Here is a 17,062-nt window from a genome sequence, read left to right on the forward strand (position 1 = left end):
CCGTTCGCTCACGCCAGCGCCTCGCTAGCGCTCGGCTCTGGCGTGCGCGAAGCGCGCTGAGTCATGGTTCGCTCACTCCGTTCGCTCACGCGCCCGATCCTACGTCCCCCCACCGACACCCCCGCCCGCTCTCACAGACTCCCCCGCGGCACTACCCACTCGTGCACGAACTCGGGGACGACATGAGCGATGTGTTCGAAGTCGGAGTCGTAGTGCACCACGATCGCCCCGTACTGCACCGCCGCAGCGGCTACGGTTACATCGATTACGCCGACCGACCGCTTTCGACCGCAGCGCCACAGGCGTCCCTGGATGTCCACAGCTAACTCATGCGTACGCCGAGTGTGTGGCAGCAGCGAGTGCTGTACCAGCTCTGCGCGAAGCGCGTCCCACTTGGCCGGGTTTCGCGCGGTGAACAGCATTTCCAGGATCTGAGCGGTCGTGGTGACGAGCACCGAGCGGTCGTCCACGTAGCGACTCAGCACCTTCTGCTCGTCGAGTTGCCCTGCCTTCATTCGAGACCACGCGCTGCAGTCCAAAAGAAATCTCTTTTCGACAGCAGGGCTCAACGGGTCGAGAGGCAGCGTCAGCCGCGCGCCCTCGCTCGAAAATCCTTGTCCAACAGCTTCGGTAGGTCCGTGCCGAGCTCGAGGATGCGTCCCACCGAGATGCGCTGGCGCCGCTGCGTCAGTGCCAGTTTGACCAGCTCCAGCAGCATCTCCTGTTTGGTAGCGAACCCGAGCTCGTCCTTTGCCGCCTCCAAGAACCCCTCCGGGGCTCGCACGGTGGTCGCCTTCATGTTTGCCATGGGCATGCCCCTCATTGATAGCCGACTCCTCTCGTGATTCTAGGGTGATCAACTTCGGTCGTTCACGGATTGCGGGTGAGGATGTGCAGGTGGGGTGGGGTGCCGGTGATGAGGATGTCGCCGTGGTGGTCGGTGCGGGCGATGGTGGTGCCGAGGGCGTGGAGAGTGGTGAGGATTTTGGGGTGGGGGTGGCCGAAGGTGTTGTTCGCGCCGGAGCTGATGATGGCCAGGCGGGGATGGACGGCGGTGAGGAATTCTTTTGTGGTGGTTTGGGATCCGTGGTGGGGGACCTTCAGGATGTCGGCGCGCAAGGCGGTTGGGTTGCGGAGTAGGCGGAGTTGGGCTGGGGATTCGATGTCGCCGGTGAGGAGGATTCGACCGGCGGGGGTGGTGGCGGTGAGGACGAGGGAGCGGTCGTTGGGTTCGTCGGCGGGTTGTCTTGGGCGGGGGTGCGTGGCGGAGGGTGAGAGGACCGTCAGTTCGACTGGGCCGAACTGCATTACATGACCGGCGGACAGTTCGAGTATCGGGATTTCGGCCCGTGCCGCGATCTCGGCGATCTGCGCGACGCTGGTAATGGGTGTTCGGTCGTCGGGAGCAGGCGGGCGCTGAGTCGCAGGGCCGGAGCCGATTTCGCCGCCACCCGGCGCCGCCTCGGTACGACGGGTGGCACCACCGCCGACTTCGTCACCTCGCAGCGCCGCTTCGTCGCACCGACCGCCCGGCATGACGAGCGGCTGGACATCACGGTTGATGGGAATCGGTCTCGGCACGATGCGCTCGGGCAGGGGGTACGCGGTCTCAGGCTCGGAGACGTTCGCCGGTATCGGCTTGTCGCGCGGGCTGGACTGGCGCTCAATGCCTTTGGGTACGGGATGGGTGGGGGTCGCGGCGTGGTCGAGTTCGCCGGGGGCGATGGCGATCGCGGCGACGGTGCGGCCGTGGATGGCGCCGGTCAGGCCGCCGATGTGGTCGGCGTGGGGGTGGGTGAGGGCGAGGAGGGCGATGTGGTGGATGCGGAGGCGGTCCAGGCAGGTGCGCATGGTGCGGGGGTCGGGTCCGACGTCGATGACGATGGCCGTTCCGTGGCCGACGGAGAGGGCCAACCCGTCGCCTTGGCCGATGTCGCAGGCCGCGAGTACCCAATCGGACGGTGGCCAGCCCGGGTTCCACAGCCGGACTGGCAGCAGGACGGCCGCCGAGGACAACACGATGACCGCCGTGACTCGGCGGACCAGAGCGATGCGCAGCACACTCACCGCGACGAGGACGAACGCGGCCGCGGTCAGGCCGCCGATCGATCCGCCGGGCACGGTGATCGTCGCGCCCGGTAGAGCGGCGGTGCGCTCGGCGACGGTGAGCAACCACCACAGCGGCGGGCCCGCGCAACGCAGAACCAGTTCGGCGACGGGCGGCCACGCCGAGGCGCAGGCGGCACCGAGCGCGCCGACGACGGTGAGCGGCGCGATCACCGGTGCGACAAGCACATTCGCCAGGATCGCGACGACGCTGATCCGGCCGGTCAGGGCGACCATGATCGGCACGGTGACCGTGAAGGCGGCTGCCGAGACGGCGACCACCTCGGCGGGCAGCCGCCACCAGCCGCGGGCGCGCAGCCAGTCGGCCCAGCTCGGCGCGAGCAGGATGAGCCCGGCCGTCGCGAGCACCGACAGCGCGAATCCGGCGTTCACCGCGAGTTCCGGCCAGACCAACAGCAAACCGATCACCGCCGCGCACAGTGCGGGCAGCGCCTGTTTGCGCCGGCCGGTGACGAGTGCGAGCAGCGTGATCGCACCCATCGCGGCCGCGCGGAGAACACTCGGATCCGGCCGGGCGACCACCACGAACATGACCAGCGCCGCGGTCGCGGCCGTCGCCGCCGCACGCGGACCCAACGTGAGCGTGCGTACGACGAACAACACGACCGTCAGAAGGATCGTGAAATTCGCTCCGCTCACCACGCAAAGATGCTGGAGCCCAGCAGTTTTGAAGTCCTCGCGGACCGGTTCGGGTAGGCCCGAGGTATCTCCGAGTACCAAGGCCGGAATCAGTCCTGCGGCGTCCTCGGGCAGCACGGCAGCGGCCGCGTCCGCGAAGTCGTGACGCACCGACGCGGCCGCTCGCTGCCACCACGGCGGTGCTGCGACGGGCTTCGGTGGCCCGAGCGCATGCAGGGCGGCGACCGTCAGATCGCGGTTCTTCGGCGGCTGCGGCTGCGCCCGGAACTCGATCGGCTGTCCGGGCAACAGTTCGCCCCACTCCCGCCCCGAGGCAAAGACGACCACCCGGCCGCCGGAATGCACCCTCGCGTCGGCGCGGTGATACTCCCGCAGCGCGGCCCTGACGACCCAGCGCCGCTCCCCACCGAAGCCATTGCTCGGCAACGGTTTCGGATCATCGGTCGGCGTGACGACGATTCGCATCGAAAGGCCGTACGCCTCGCGCATCGGATGCGACGCGACGCGATAGTCCCGCCACGCCGCCGCCAACGCGAAGCCCGCGCCGAGCAGGACAGCCGCCAACACTGTCGACGCGACTGCCCGATGCACCTCGGCACGCGTGAAACGACCCTGTCGCGACATCGCCGCCAATCCGGCTGCTGCCACGGCCGATCCGAGCGCCACCGCGATACCGACCAACCAGCCCGAGACCAGCACGACGATCGTCACACCCCAGCAGCACAGTGCGGCGGGCAGCAGACGGGCGTCCACGATCCGCGAACGTTCGGCCGATTCCGGCGCCCGCGAACCGAGTGACGAGGTCATATCGTCACCAGATCGCGCAGGCGGGCCAAGCGGGCGGGGCCGATGCCGTCGACCTCGCCGAGCTGTTCGAGGTCGGTGAAGCGGCCGTTGGCCCTGCGCCAAGCGGTGATCGCGCTCGCCGTGACGGGTCCGATGCCGGGCAGGGCGTCCAGCTCCGCTTCGGTGGCCTTGTTGAGATCGACTTTGCCGGTCGGTCCGGCGCTGGGGCGGGAGGAGGCCCCGCCGGTCGCGGTGATCGTGGTGCTGCCGGACTGGGACGACGTTCCGGGAGCCGGGGCGGTGGGGCCGACGAGGATCTGGTCGCCGTCCTGAACGCGCTGGGCCAGGTTGATGCCGGTCAGATCAGCGCCGTCGCGGGCGCCACCCGCCGCGGCGAGCGCGTCAGCCACCCGAGCACCGTCGGGCAACCGAACCAGTCCGCCGCGCTGGACCAAGCCGACCACGCTGACGACCAGCTCGGCGGCTTCGGGTGCGGGCAACGCTCCCGTCGCGGCCGGAACGGTCTGCGCCGAAACAGGATGCGTACCAACCGGAGTCGCGCTGGTGCGTACTGCGGGCAACGGCGGTACCGCGTGCGCCACCGGACGCTCCCGAAAGACCATCACCGTCGCGACGACCACGGCCGCCAGACCGACCATCGCCAGAGTGAGCACTCCCCGGCGGCCTGGATTGATTCGCGCACCGTGAAAACGTTCCGGGACAAGACGTTCCCACCAGCCCGGACCGCGCGGCGGTTCGTCCAACCAGCGCGGGGTCTGCACCTGACCGACCGGCTCGTCGTCGTCCACCTCTTCGCCCGATTCCGTGGCGCGACGATTCGGCGACGGCAGCCGCTCGAAATGCCAACGACCTGCGGCTTTTCCGGCTACATCAGCGGGATGATCCGTCTCGTTCTCGGGTGACGCGTAGGCAGGCACCTCCCCACGAGCAGCTTCCCGGAGACTGCCACCGGAGGTAGCGGGCGCCCCGGAGCCGAACCCAGCCCCGCGGCTCGCCCCTACCCGGACGGTCAGCGCCCCGAGCTGCCGTCGTATCCGCTCGCGTTCGTCGTGTCGTCCCATGCCCGCGACCGTACGCAGCCGCCAGACCGAACAACCCGCTGCGACCAGGCATTTCGCTAGACCTGTTGATAACCCCATCCCTGGGGACAACCCGCCGGCGCGGAGCTCCGGCCGATGTGTCACCCACCACGCAGGGTTGACCTTCACATCGATATGAGACTTTACGTTCGGCCCATGACCCCACAGGACTCGATCACCCCGGACAACCGCGTCAGCCTCGGACGCCGCCGACTATCCGGGCACCTTCGGCACCATGACGATGAACCTGACCGGTCTGGAGCACATCGCGCGCACCAGCGAAGAGCAGGGCGTCGACACCGAGCTGCCGCGGCTGATGAAGGAGATCGCCGAACGCGCCATCGCCGAGGGTCACGGCAGCCACAGCTACCTGTCGGTCTACGAAGTCTTCAGGAAGGCGGTTCCGCGGGGCTGACTCTCGGCGTTCACGCGCACCCGCCGGGCACCACCAGCACACCGACCGCGCCGAGACCCAGGTGCACGCCGAGCACCGGGCCGAACTCCGCGACGATGAGCTCCCGGATTCCCGGAATCAGTTCGCGCAGTTGGCCTGCCAGGGTTTCGGCCGCCTCGGCTGCCTCCAGGTGCTGCACGGCCACCGCCGCACCGTCTTCACCCGCGGCGTCCACTGCCGCGGCGACGAGTTTCGCGTACGCCTTGGAACGGGTGCGCGCCTTCTCGCGCAACTCGAGCCGACCCTCGACGATCTGCAACAGCGGTTTGGTGACCAACTCGCTGCCGAAGAACGCCGCCGCGCTGCTCAACCGTCCGCCGCGGCGCAGCTGCTCGGTGCGGTTGACCAGGAAGAAGGTGCGCGCCCGGCTGGCGGTGGCGACGGCCGTGTCGTAGACGATGTCCAGCGGCGCACCGGCCCGCGCCCTACGCGCCGCCGCGAGGGTCGGCAATCCGGTGGCCAGACCCGCGCCGAGGGAATCGACGAGCCGAACGTGGTCGGCGGCGTCCATGTCGCGCACGGCCTGCCTGCCCGCCTCCCAGGTACCGGACAGCTGACGCGAAAGGTGCACGGCCACAACACCGTCCCCGCCGCTGCGCGCCAACGCCCGCTCGTAGACCTCGCGCAGCTCGCCGGGCGAGGCGGCCGACGTGGTGACGGTGTCGGCGGCGTAGTCGATGTCGATCGGTTCCACGCCCTCGCGGATGGCGCGGTCGCCGACCAGGACGTGCAACGGGACGACGGCGATATCCAGCTCGTCGACGAGTGCGGCAGGGAGGCTCGCGGACGAATCGGTGACGACCACGACGGCCACGGACTACCGAACCTCCTGCAAGGTCTTGACCATCGCGTTGGCGACGGCGGTGTGCCCGGCCCAACCCCAGTGGATCCCATCCGGATTGGCGTCGCCGGAGAAGATGTTCTCCCGCACCGCTTCACCGAGATCGACCAGCGGCACCGAGCTGCGCTCCGACCACGCCTGCAGCGCCTTCACCGCGCGCGGCCTTCCGGAGTGCACCCGCCCGTAGGCCTCGCAGTTGTGCACCGAGGGCAGCACCGCGACGAACGGTAGATCCGGGCGCAGCTGCGCCAACGCCTCGCGGGATTGCTCCAGGTAGTCGACACTCACCTTCGGCGGCAGCGCGACCGGGCGACCCAGCTTGGACAGCTTCGGTTGCAGCCAGTTGTACACCGAACGGACGCGCCTGCGCAGACCCGGCGGACGCACATAGCGGATCAGCTCGCGCAGCGCGGTCGGCAGCGGCGACGGCAGGGTGTCCATACCGCCGACGGCGAAGACCACCGCGCCCGCGTTCGGCACGGCCGCCCACACCCGCGGGTCGCCGATCAGCGCCCAGTAGGCGTCGCGGCAGGTCCAGCCGATCCGGCCGACCAACTCCACATCCCAATCCAGTTCGGCGCCGACGAGATTCGGCCAGATTCGCGGATCGTCGGCGGGCAGACCGCCCTTCGGACCGAAGTAGGACAGCGAGTCGGCGATCACCAACAGCACCGGACGCTTGGCCGGGACCTCCTCGGGCGCGGGAACGACCTCACCGGCCGTCACCACACTCGCGCCTTCGCCCACCAGCTCCGCGGCAAGCTCGGAGGTATCCGAAACCGGTGCCGCGGACGGGATCAGCGCCGAAACGGAGGCCGTCGACGGGTTTGGCTCGGATAACGCAGCGGGAGCCGACACGGCAGCAGATGCCGCCGGAGCTTGCGGCGCTGAAACCGCGACCGTCGCAGCGGCATCGGACGTCGCAGGATCCACCGGCGCCGATTCACCGGTCAGCGCAGACTCGGCAGCTCGCCCTTGTGCATCCGCCGAATTCGATGCCGCAGCAGAGGCTGATGCGGAGGCCGAGGTCGCGATGTCGTCCTCTTCGACGCGCGGAACGCTCTCACCCGCAGCCACTTCCGTTGGGGTCTCGGCGGGATCAGGCGTCGCCGAATCGTCCTCGACGCCACGCCGCACTTCGTCCGACGCGACACCGGCACCCGCTACGGATCCCGAATCCCCGTCGGCGACTTCGGTTCCCGACGCGCTGTTCCGCACCGCACCGGTCTCCCGGTCCGATTCCGCATCGTCCTCGCCGCCCGGTTCCGCCGCATCCCCGCCCGGTTCCGCCGCGTCCCCGCCCGGCTCACCACCGTCGGCCGAACCCGCCGCAGCCTCGACATCCTTCTCCGGCGGCGGCCCACCGAACAACGCGTCCGGCAGCTGCCGTTCCGGCTTGGCCGTCACCTGCTTGAACAACTCGTCCGGCACCGTGCGCAGGGGTTCATCACCCTTCGCGGCGCTCTTCGCGGGCGGCGCGGGCTCGGCGGCGGGGCCGCCGAACAGCGCGTCCGGAAGCCGGCGTTCCGGCTTGGCGGTCACCTGCTGGAACAGTTCGTCCGGCACCGACCTGATCGGCTCTTCAGAGGACATCGGGAGCTACCTTTGCCGCTGCGTTCCACACATCGAGGCGCCACCCGGGCTGTTCGATGCCTGGACCGTGGCTGCTCAGTTGCACCCAGCTGGTATTGGCCAGTCCTCCGAGGATCGGCCAGTTCTGCGGCGGCAGGTCGAGCAGCGCGGCCGTCAGGGCGGCGATCAGCCCGCCGTGCGCCACCAGGATGATAGTCCGGCCCGGCCAATCCTGTCGCTCGCTGAACAGTTCCTGCACCACAGGAAGCGAGCGCGCGCCCACCTCGAGTTTGCTCTCGCCGTTGGGCGGCCGATAGGTGGCGTCGAGCCGCCAGGCGACCCGTGCCCCTGGGTAATCGGCGTCGACCTCGAGGTGGGTGAGCCCTTCCCAGTCACCGAGATGGGTCTCCCGCAGGCGCGGATCGCGCACGACGGGCATCGACGTGTGCTCGGCGAGGGCGAGCGCGGTGTCGTAGGCGCGCTTGAGATCGGAGGAGACGATCGCGATGGCGTTGCGCGAGACCAGCTCGCGCGCCGCCTCTTTGGCTTGTCTGCGACCGAGTTCGGTGAGATCGGTGTCGATCTGGCCCTGCATCCGATCCGAGGCATTCCATTCGGTCTGCCCGTGCCGCAACAGGATCAAGGTGCGCACACCGGCATACTTGCTCACTCGGCGCCGTTCCCCTCGTCACCCTCGGCGGCGCGCGGATCACCGACACCGGACACCGGAACCACCGGGCAGTCCTTCCACAGCCGTTCCAGCGCATAGAAATTGCGCTCGTCGTTGTGCTGGATGTGCACGACGACGTCGACGTAGTCCAGCAGCGCCCAGCGACCCTCGCGGGTGCCCTCCCTGCGGACGGGCTTGTGGCCGGCCTGCCGCAGCCGCTCCTCCACGTTGTCGACGATCGCGTTGACCTGGCGTTCGTTCGGCGCGGATGCGATCACGAAGCAGTCAGTGATCACCAGTTGCTCGGAAACGTCGAGCACGACCACATCGGCAGCCAGCTTCTCGTCCGCCGCCCGCGCGGCGACCTGCGCCATCTCGACCGCCTCGACAGATGCGCTCATGCCTTCTCAGCTACCTTCCGCTGCTCCGGGCACGTAGAGGTGCCGCTTCGATATGTACTGGACCACGCCGTCGGGGACGAGGTACCACACCGGCCGATTCTCGGCGGCGCGTCGCCTGCACTCACTCGACGAGATGGCCAGGGCCGGGACCTCGATCATCGTCACCGCATCGGCCGGAAGATCACGCAGATGTTCCTGGAGATGATCGGCGTTCAGCTCGTAGCCCGGACGGCTCACCCCGACGAACTTCGCCAGTTCGAACAGTTCCGCCCAATCCTGCCACGAGAGGATGTTGGCCAGTGCGTCCGCTCCCGTGATGAAGTACAGCTCGGCGTCCGGATACTGCGCGCGCATCTCGCGCAGGGTGTCCACGGTGTAGGTGACCTTGCCGCGGTCGATGTCGGCCCTGCTCACCGAGAACCGCGGGTTGGAGGCCGTCGCGATGACGGTCATCAGGTACCTGTCCTCGGCCGGACTGACCTTCTTGTGTGCTTTCTGCCACGGCTGTCCGGTGGGGACGAAGATCACTTCGTCGAGGTCGAACCGGTTGGCGACTTCGCTGGCGGCGACCAGGTGCCCGTGGTGGATCGGGTCGAAGGTGCCGCCCATCACCCCCAGCTTGCGTCCGGTCCGGCCTGTCTCTTGCATGAGTGCCGAGCTTAATGCTCGGCCGCCGGCCACCGCCCGGACGCCCGGCTCCCGGGCGGGCGTCCGGTACAGCGGCACCGGACCCGCCCGGCGCCGGAAGGCCGCCGCTCGCGACCGGGTGGATCACCGTGGGATGCGGCAGGACGCCGCGCTGCTCAGGCCCCGTCCGCCGAACCGAACCGGCGCACGAACTCCCCGGCAAGTCCCGCGCCCGCCGCGGCGACCAGCGCGCCGACGGCGGGATGAACGATCAGGCCGGTCACCGCGCCCGCCAGTTCGGGCAGCCGCCGCGCGAACCAGTTGCGCACGTATTCCATGGTCGACAGGTCCGGCTCGTCCGCCGTCACCGCCTCCTCCAGTTCGTCGACCCGCTCCGCGGCCTGGTCCCGCAGCGGACCGTCGGTGGGCAGCTGCGCCCGCAGCCGCTCGAACTCGGCGCGCAGACCGGTCAGGTCGACGCCGGCGTTCTGGGTGGAGTCTCGGCCCGCCTCGACCCGGCTGACGGTGTTGTGGTGTCCCACGGCGATCTGGCCTGGCACGTCACCGCCGACGTTCAGGTGGTAGTTGGCTCCGGATGTCTCGGTCACGGTGCGGTCCTCTCAGGTCGGGGGGATGGATGGGATCGGGAGTTCCGAGGTGCTGGACGGCGGCGGAAGGGTCACCGTCGGCGATGGCGGAATGGTCGTCGTCGAGGACGGGGCGGTGGTGGAAGAGGACGAGCCGGTCGGCGAGGTGGTCCCGGTCGGTGGGAGCACCGCGACGCCGCGCAGTTCGAAGGTGATGGCCGAGCCACCCGAGTCGGACGGAATGACCAGCTTGGCGGCGTAGTCACCGGGCTCGGTCGGGCTGAAGGTGAAGTCGTACACGCATCCGCCCACTCCGACGGGCGGACAGGGGTTGGGCGTCGCCTGAAAGACCGGGTCGCCCGAGAGCGCGGCGGCCGCCTCGTTGTCGCAGGACAACCAGGGAAACCCGTCCGACCGGGTCACGGGTTCCCCGCCAACCACCGCTTCGAAGGTGACCAGGTAGGTCTGGGGAGAGCAGTCGGTGGATCCCGGTCCTGGGTCGGCACGCGGCGGTGCGGGCGTCCGCGGCGGGACCTGGGCCGGGCCGGTGGTCTGCGCCAAGGTCGTGGTGACCGGGATCAGACCGGTCGTCGCCGTGGGCAGCACCGTCGTGATCGGCGCCTGCCCGACCGCGGGCGGCGCGTCGCCGGAGGTGAGGCGTACTCCGGTGACCGTCGCGGCGAGCGCGAGCGCCGCGACCACGGAGCCCGTCGCGACCGGATGACCGAGCGCGGTCGAACGCAGCGCCTCCCGCACCGTGTGCGAACCCGCCTGCTTCGTGGCGACGACCGTCGCGCTCGCACCCACGCCGGCTGTCATCCCGACGGCCATGCCGAGCGCCTGCTCGCGAACGTGCGTTTCCCTGGTGAAGTACGCGAGATCGGCGGCGTGCCCGACGTGGGTCGCCGCCTGCAGGCCTAGCGCGAGCACCTCTTTCCAGCATCCCCACCGCAAGGACCTGCCGAGGACCGGTGAGACCGCCCTGGCCAGTTCGCGCACCGGGTCGTGCCGTCCGCGCACCATTCCGGCCCGGAGCACCCGCACGACGACGATGTCGACCTCGCGTATCTCCGCGGGCGTCGCCGTCCCGACCACCCAATCGCGCAGCTGGACAAGGTAATCGGACGGATCGGGCGGCGGACCCTGCCACTCGGCGGTGAGCGCCGTCGGATTGCCGGTCAGCCGGTAGCCGGAGGCGAACGGTTCGGCGAGGTGGATGCGCTCGAGCGCGGTCAACGCCGCCGCCGCGTCCGGTCGGCGGATCAGCACGCCGAGCACGGTGGGGGTCACCGTGGCGCCGGCCAGCGCGCACAGCGCCCGGAGCGCATCGCGCACGTGACCGGCCAAGCCGGCGACCATCGCCCGCTGGAGCACGCCGGGATCGGCGAAGAACTCACCGGAGCCCGAGGCACCGACCCACGCGGCGGCGCGCACCAGGGCGAGCGGATGCCCGCGCGCCGCCCGGCACAACTGTCTCGCCGCTTCCGTGTGGCGGCCGAGCCCACGACCGAGCGTGCGCGCGAGCAGCGCCATCGCCTGCGGCTCCGGCAGGCCCTGCAACTCCAGCGAATAGCCGTGGCCCCACAGGGTTCTCGTCGTCGTCGCGACGATCAGATCCCCCGAGGGCACCGCGTCCAGCACGCTGTCCAGGTCGGCGGCGGAGCCCTCGAAATCGTCGAGGACGATCAGCGCGCGGATCGATCCCATCAACCGGCGCAGCGCGGTGGGGTCCGGCCGGTAGTCGACCGCGTCGTAACAGGCTTCGAACAGAGATTGCAGCAGATCCTCGACGGCGAGCCCGGCCGCCGAAAGATAGACGACGGGGTGACCGCCCCGGGCGCGGTCGGCGGCGAAACGGCGAAGCAGCGTCGTCTTGCCGACGCCCGGTGGTCCCGAGATCTCCACGGGCACAGACCGATCCAACGAAGTGGCCACGCCGTGCAGCTCGCGCAGCCGCCCGATCATGTCGCCGCGCGGCGGCGGAATCGGCAACCCGACCGGCCTGCTCCGCCGTCGCACCGCGGGCGGTGGGCCGTCGCGGACGAAGACCTGTGATCCGTGCGCGTTGATGACGACGTTGTGTTCGCCGACGACAACCTGCCCCGCAACGCTCCCGCCGACGCTGACTCGGTGGACCCTACTGTTTTCCCCATCCATGCGAATCTCCCCGGCGACCTCGGTCGTAGCGCAAGAGTAATCGATGGATTACTTTCCGGCTCAGCATTATTCGCGCGCCGAATGGGAATGTCTTTAGTTCGGACAATCAGTCAATTCTTGGCATACCCAAACGGCTGAGCATCCGCAGAAGAACGCCGTCAGCGCTCCCGCATGTCCGCGAGCTGGTTGCGGGTGTATTCGAGTTCGAGGCTCACCTGCGCCGAGGGTTCGCGTGCGGCCAGCGCCTCCAGTTCGGCGAGCACCGCACCGAGCGCGGCGATCCCGTCCGCCCGCTCGGTCTCGGAGTCGGCGGTCCAATACCGCAGCCAGGCCGCCGAACGCAGACAGCGCGAGCGAGGACCGATCCGGTCCAAGTCGCCCCAGAGCTCGGCGGCCCGCAGGTACACGAGCCGGGCCCGGTCCTCCGCGCCGCCCGCGTCCAACGCGGAGGCGGCCGACCAGACCAGCTCGGCTTGAAGTTCGACACGCGCGCGATCGGCGCGTATCAGTCGCGCCCCTTCGAGAAACTGCTCGCCCGCTTCGCGATACCTGCCGACGACACGCAACGATTTGCCGAATTGCCCACGCAGCACCGCCATTTCGGCCGCCGGATAGGGCGCGACGCCCGCCGCGAGCGGCGGCTCGAAGAGCCCGACGGCCTCGGCGTGCCGTCCCGCCCTGTGCAGTGCGCGCGCCGCGACCAAGGTCAGGTGCACCGCGTCCGCGTCGGACACACCACCCCAGCGCGCGGCGGCGTGCAGCGCCGTTTCCGCCAGCTCCAGCTCCCGCCCCGGTCTGCCTGAGAGCACCATGACGAGCTGCGAATGCCACCGCGCGAGCGTCTCGACCGGCAGCGCGCCCGCGCCGAGGGCCAGCGCATTGCGCAGGTACTCCTCCGCCTCAGCGGGCGCGTCGAGCAGCCGGGCCGCGGCCAGCTCGGCCAGGCGCTCGGCTTCCTCGCCCCGTTCGTCCCCTCCCCCGTCGCCGCTCTGCTCGGCACACCCCGACCCGACGCCTTCCGGCGCTTCGTTCCCCATGCGGGGATCGTTCGCGAAACCGCCAAAGAAACGCTTAACGAATCCTGATCGTCTCGGTCATGGCTTGGGGCGCTTGGATTTCGGCAGCTTGCCGACGATCGCGTCGTAGGACTGGTCGACGAGCTCGCGCAGTTCGTCGGCCGGGACCGCCCCGCCGAGGCGGATACTGTTCCATCCGTAGCGGCCGATGTATGCCGAGGCGGTGACGTCGTCCGGGTAGATGCGCACGAGTTCGTCGGCCTCCTCGCGATTTCGCCCGCATTTGAGGCCGACCGCGTCGCCACCGCCGAGGAACGCGAAGATCTTGTCGCCGACCTTCGCGACGACGTCGCCCTCCCACGGTTCGTCCTGCCACGCGCCCGGTTTGGCGAGGCAGTAGGCCAGCAGCTGTGCGTCGTCCATCTCAGACCGGCAGGAGTCGGGAGACGACGTCGGTCAGCTGTCTGGCCGAACGGCATTCGTACATGTCGATCACCTCGCGATAGCGGTCGGCGGCGGAATCGCCTGAGCCCCATTGGGTTCGCGGTTCCGGGTTGAGCCAGTGCGCGTGCTTGGCGACACCGACCAGTGCGCGCAGCGTATCCAGTTGCGGATCACGGTAATTCGTGCGGGCATCACCCAGGATCAGCAGCGAGCTGCGGCTGGTGACGGCGTCGGGGAACTCGCGCGCGAACGCGGTCAGCGCGCCGCCGTAGTCGGAATGCCCGTCGAAGCCGACGACGTCGGACTCGGTGAAGATCTTGGCCATCGCCTCGTCGAGCTGCGTGCTCGGATCGAAGAACCGGGTCACCTCGTCGGTGTTGTCGACGAACGCGAAAATCCGCACCCGCGAGAACTGTTCACGCAACGCGCTCACCAGCAGCAGGGTGAAGTTGCTGAAACCGGCCACGGAACCCGAGACATCGCACAGCAAGACCAGTTCCGGACGCCCCGGATGCGGCTTGCGGTTCACCAGATCGATCGGCACGCCGCCGGTCGACATGGACTTGCGCAGCGTGCGCCGCAGGTCGATCTCGCCGCGGCGAGCGTGCTTGCGCCGCACCGCGAGTCGCGAGGCAAGGATCCGGGCCAAACGCTGGCTGCTGCGCCGCAATTCGGCGAGCTCGCGTTCGGAGGCACGCAGGAAGTCCACGTCCTCGGCCTGCCGCGCGACACCGTAGCTCGCGACCCGCTCGCGGCCGATGCGTTCGGCCACCCGCCTGCGCGTCTCGGCCTCGACGGCGGCGCGGAAGCCGTCGATGCGCTGACGAGCCGCGCGCCGGGCGATCTCGGCGTCGAACGCGCTGGTGTCCGGCCCGACGGCGAGACCGGCCAGGATCTTGGCCAGCAACGTCTGCGGCTGAACTTCTTTGAGCGCCTGGTAGGCCGAGAACGAGGGACCGCGCGCGGACTGATACTGGCCGAGTTGTTCGACCAGCTGCCCCGCCAACTGCTCCAGCCGCCTGCGTGGATCGTCGAGTGCCAGCAACTCGGCGAGCATGTCGCGCAGGGCCGGAATGTCCACCTCGCCCGCGGGTGTGTGCGGGATCGCCACCTCGTCGGCGGCGACGCCGCGCTGACCCACCGCGACCGGGAACCACAGGTCGAACAGCCCGTCGAAGGTCGCGCGATGGGTGGTGCGGCGCAGCAGCGCGCACGCCAAGCCCTCGCGCAGCACCTCGCGATCCAGCAGATCCAGCACCGTCATCACCCGGCCCGCGTCCACGGTTTCCGACGGTCCGACCGGGATGCCGCGTGCCCGCAGCGCCTCGACGAAACCGACGAGATGGCCGGGCAGCCCGTGCGGGGCGTCCAACGACACCGAATCCGCCGGGCCCGATCCCGCGACCACGGCTCAGGCCAGCTTCAGCTCGGCCAGCGCGCGCTGGTGATCGCTCTGGTGTTTCAGCACGACGCCGAGGGTGGCGCGCACGGTGGAGTCGTCCAGGTCCTTGAGGCCGAGCGCCAGCAGGGTGCGGCCCCAGTCGATGGATTCGGCGACCGAGGGCAGCTTCTTCAACTGCATCCCGCGCAGCACGTGCACGATGCGCACCAGCTGCGCCGACACCGCGGCGGACAGCTCCGGCACCCGGCTGGCCAGGATGCGGCGCTCGAGTTCCTCGTCCGGGAAGTCCAGGTGCAGGTACAGGCAGCGGCGCTTGAGCGCCTCGGACAGCTCCCTGGTGGCGTTGGAGGTCAGCACCACGAACGGCTTCCGGCTGGCGGTGATCGTGCCCAATTCCGGGACGGTGACGGCGAAATCGCTCAGCACCTCGAGCAGCAGACCCTCGATCTCGACGTCGGCCTTGTCGGTCTCGTCGATCAGCAGCACCGTGGGGTCGGCGCGGCGGATCGCGGTCAGCAGCGGCCGGGAGAGCAGGAACTCCTCGGTGAAGACGTCGGCTTTCGTCTCCTGCCAATCGTTTTCGCTGGAGGCCTGGATGCGCAGGATCTGCTTGGCGTGGTTCCACTCGTACAGCGCGCGGGCCTCGTCGACACCCTCGTAGCACTGCAACCGCACCAGTTCCGCGCCCGCGGTCTGCGCGACGGCGCGGGCCAGCTCGGTCTTGCCGACACCGGCCGGGCCCTCGATCAGCAGCGGCTTGCCCAGGCGGTCGGCGAGGAACACCGAGGTGGCGGTGGCCTTGTCGGCCAGATAGCCGGTGGTGGCGAGCCGCTCGATCACATCGTCGACCGAGGAAAAGATCGGCTCTTGCGGTGCATCGGCCACTGGTCAGTCCTTCCTTCGAAAAGCAGGAGGCGGTCGCCTCCGTCGAGCCCGCAAGCGGCGGACTACACGGGCCGAGTCTGCCCGTCGCCCCAGACGATCCACTTGGTGGAGGTGAGCTCCGGCAGCGCCATCGGGCCGCGCGCGTGCAGCTTCTGGGTCGAGATGCCGATCTCGGCGCCGAAGCCGAACTGCTCGCCGTCGGTGAACGCGGTGGACGCGTTGACCATCACCGCCGCGGCGTCCACCCGGCTGGTGAACTCCCGCGCCGCCGCCAGTTCGGCGGTGACGATGGCCTCGGTGTGGCCGGTGCCCCAGGTGTTGATGTGCTCGACGGCGGCGTCCAGATCGTCGACGATCTTCAGCGCGATATCCAGGGTGAGGTACTCCTCGCCCCAGTCGGCGTCGGTGGCGGGCACCTGGCCGGGCAGATCGCCGTGAATGGTGACGCCGTGCTTCTCCAGGGCGGCGGTGAGCTTGGGCAGCGCGGTGTCGGCGATGGCCTTGTCGATCAGCAGCGTCTCGGCCGCGTTGCAGACGCTGGGGCGGCGGGTCTTGGCGTTGATCAGGATCCGCTCGGCCATCTCCAGGTCGGCGGCCGCGTGCACATAGACGTGGCAGTTGCCGGTGCCGGTCTCGATGGTCGGCACGGTTGCGTCGCGCACCACCGCGTTGATCAGCCCGGCGCCGCCGCGCGGGATCACCACGTCGACCAAGCCGCGCGCCTGGATCAGGTGGGTCACGCTGGAGCGGTCGTGGCTGGGCAGCAGCTGCACGGCATCGGCCGGAATACCTTGGGACGTCAGCGCTTCGCGCAGCACCTCGACCAGCGCGGCATTGGACTCCGCGGCCGAGGAGGAACCGCGGAGCAGGGCGGCGTTGCCCGATTTCAGCGCTAGACCGAAAGCGTCGACGGTGACGTTCGGCCGCGCCTCGTACACCATGCCGACCACGCCGAGCGGCACCCGCACCTGACGGACCTCGAGGCCGTTGGGCAGCGTCGAGCCGCGCACCACGCCGCCGATCGGGTCAGGCAGACCGGCCACCTGCCGCAATCCGGAGGCGATGCCGTCGATGCGCGCCTTGGTCAGGCGCAGCCGGTCGAGCAGCGAGGTTTCGGTGCCCGCGGCCTCGGCGGTCGCGATGTCCTTGTCGTTGGCCGCGAGCACCGTGTCGGCCGCCGCGAGCAGCGCGTCTGCGGCGGCGTGCAGCGCCTCGTTCTTCTGCGCGGTGGTCAGCTGGGCCAGCGCCCTTGACGCGACGCGGGCCTTTCGCGCGGCGTCGTGTACCGCCTCGCGGACATCCAGCTCGGTCGTCGTTCCTACCGTCATGGGTACAGCCTACGCACCGGGTCGGC

The 17,062-nt window shown here is 69.7% G+C and carries 16 protein-coding genes and 1 pseudogene; 1 reads left to right on the forward strand and 16 read right to left on the reverse strand.

The window, feature by feature from the left end:
* Positions 1 to 131: 131 nt before the first annotated feature.
* The 4 genes from NAM01S_RS19615 to NAM01S_RS19630 all read right to left on the reverse strand — a co-directional run bounded on the left by NAM01S_RS19615 (position 132) and on the right by NAM01S_RS19630 (position 4,634).
* Positions 132 to 569, reverse strand: coding sequence for a PIN domain-containing protein (locus NAM01S_RS19615; RefSeq protein ID WP_307188692.1), 438 nt, complete (start codon positions 567 to 569; stop codon positions 132 to 134).
* 17 nt (positions 570 to 586) lie between these two features.
* Positions 587 to 808 (reverse strand): hypothetical protein, encoded by a 222-nt coding sequence (locus NAM01S_RS19620; RefSeq protein WP_157107805.1) that lies wholly within the window; start codon positions 806 to 808, stop codon positions 587 to 589.
* A gap of 62 nt (positions 809 to 870) precedes the next feature.
* Complete coding sequence (locus tag NAM01S_RS19625; protein WP_067787346.1) at positions 871 to 3,573, reverse strand: ComEC/Rec2 family competence protein; 2,703 nt, start codon at positions 3,571 to 3,573, stop codon at positions 871 to 873.
* Entirely contained in the window at positions 3,570 to 4,634 is a 1,065-nt protein-coding gene (locus tag NAM01S_RS19630; protein ID WP_084483096.1) for a ComEA family DNA-binding protein, read from the reverse strand. Before NAM01S_RS19630 ends, NAM01S_RS19625 begins: the two co-directional genes overlap by 4 nt.
* A gap of 214 nt (positions 4,635 to 4,848) precedes the next feature.
* Here NAM01S_RS19630 and NAM01S_RS19635 point away from each other — a divergent pair.
* Positions 4,849 to 5,067 (forward strand): annotated as a pseudogene (locus NAM01S_RS19635) (imine reductase family protein); the annotation flags it as partial.
* A 10-nt stretch (positions 5,068 to 5,077) separates the two neighbouring features.
* Here the strand turns inward: NAM01S_RS19635 and NAM01S_RS19640 are convergent.
* The 12 genes from NAM01S_RS19640 to NAM01S_RS19695 form a co-directional block, all read right to left on the reverse strand.
* Positions 5,078 to 5,920 (reverse strand): DegV family protein, encoded by an 843-nt coding sequence (locus tag NAM01S_RS19640; protein ID WP_067787349.1) that lies wholly within the window; start codon positions 5,918 to 5,920, stop codon positions 5,078 to 5,080.
* A 3-nt stretch (positions 5,921 to 5,923) separates the two neighbouring features.
* Complete coding sequence (gene octT, locus NAM01S_RS37090) at positions 5,924 to 6,673, reverse strand: diglucosylglycerate octanoyltransferase (RefSeq protein WP_067787481.1); 750 nt, start codon at positions 6,671 to 6,673, stop codon at positions 5,924 to 5,926.
* Between the two features lie 856 nt (positions 6,674 to 7,529).
* A complete protein-coding gene (locus NAM01S_RS19650) occupies positions 7,530 to 8,189 on the reverse strand; it encodes a histidine phosphatase family protein (RefSeq protein WP_067787350.1) in 660 nt (219 codons plus the stop codon).
* Positions 8,186 to 8,590, reverse strand: a complete 405-nt coding sequence (rsfS, locus tag NAM01S_RS19655; protein ID WP_067787352.1) for a ribosome silencing factor — start codon at positions 8,588 to 8,590, stop codon at positions 8,186 to 8,188. Before rsfS ends, NAM01S_RS19650 begins: the two co-directional genes overlap by 4 nt.
* A 6-nt stretch (positions 8,591 to 8,596) precedes the next feature.
* Entirely contained in the window at positions 8,597 to 9,238 is a 642-nt protein-coding gene (gene nadD / locus NAM01S_RS19660; RefSeq protein ID WP_084483097.1) for a nicotinate-nucleotide adenylyltransferase, read from the reverse strand.
* Between the two features lie 155 nt (positions 9,239 to 9,393).
* Entirely contained in the window at positions 9,394 to 9,825 is a 432-nt protein-coding gene (locus NAM01S_RS19665) for a hypothetical protein (RefSeq protein ID WP_218018422.1), read from the reverse strand.
* Between the two features lie 12 nt (positions 9,826 to 9,837).
* A complete protein-coding gene (locus NAM01S_RS19670; protein WP_067787356.1) occupies positions 9,838 to 11,961 on the reverse strand; it encodes an ATP-binding protein in 2,124 nt (707 codons plus the stop codon).
* A 158-nt stretch (positions 11,962 to 12,119) separates the two neighbouring features.
* Complete coding sequence (locus NAM01S_RS19675) at positions 12,120 to 12,998, reverse strand: hypothetical protein (protein WP_067787357.1); 879 nt, start codon at positions 12,996 to 12,998, stop codon at positions 12,120 to 12,122.
* 57 nt (positions 12,999 to 13,055) lie between these two features.
* Positions 13,056 to 13,400: an MmcQ/YjbR family DNA-binding protein gene (locus NAM01S_RS19680; RefSeq protein ID WP_067787359.1), complete on the reverse strand. Its 345-nt coding sequence runs from the start codon at positions 13,398 to 13,400 to the stop codon at positions 13,056 to 13,058.
* Position 13,401: 1 nt separating this feature from the next.
* Positions 13,402 to 14,829 (reverse strand): vWA domain-containing protein, encoded by a 1,428-nt coding sequence (locus NAM01S_RS19685; protein ID WP_067787360.1) that lies wholly within the window; start codon positions 14,827 to 14,829, stop codon positions 13,402 to 13,404.
* A 3-nt stretch (positions 14,830 to 14,832) separates the two neighbouring features.
* Complete coding sequence (locus tag NAM01S_RS19690; RefSeq protein ID WP_067787362.1) at positions 14,833 to 15,708, reverse strand: AAA family ATPase; 876 nt, start codon at positions 15,706 to 15,708, stop codon at positions 14,833 to 14,835.
* 62 nt (positions 15,709 to 15,770) lie between these two features.
* Positions 15,771 to 17,036: a glutamate-5-semialdehyde dehydrogenase gene (locus NAM01S_RS19695; RefSeq protein ID WP_067787364.1), complete on the reverse strand. Its 1,266-nt coding sequence runs from the start codon at positions 17,034 to 17,036 to the stop codon at positions 15,771 to 15,773.
* Positions 17,037 to 17,062: the final 26 nt, after the last annotated feature.

The sequence above is a fragment of the Nocardia amikacinitolerans NBRC 108937 genome (assembly GCF_001612615.1).
GTDB classification, from domain to species: Bacteria; Actinomycetota; Actinomycetes; order Mycobacteriales; family Mycobacteriaceae; genus Nocardia; species Nocardia amikacinitolerans.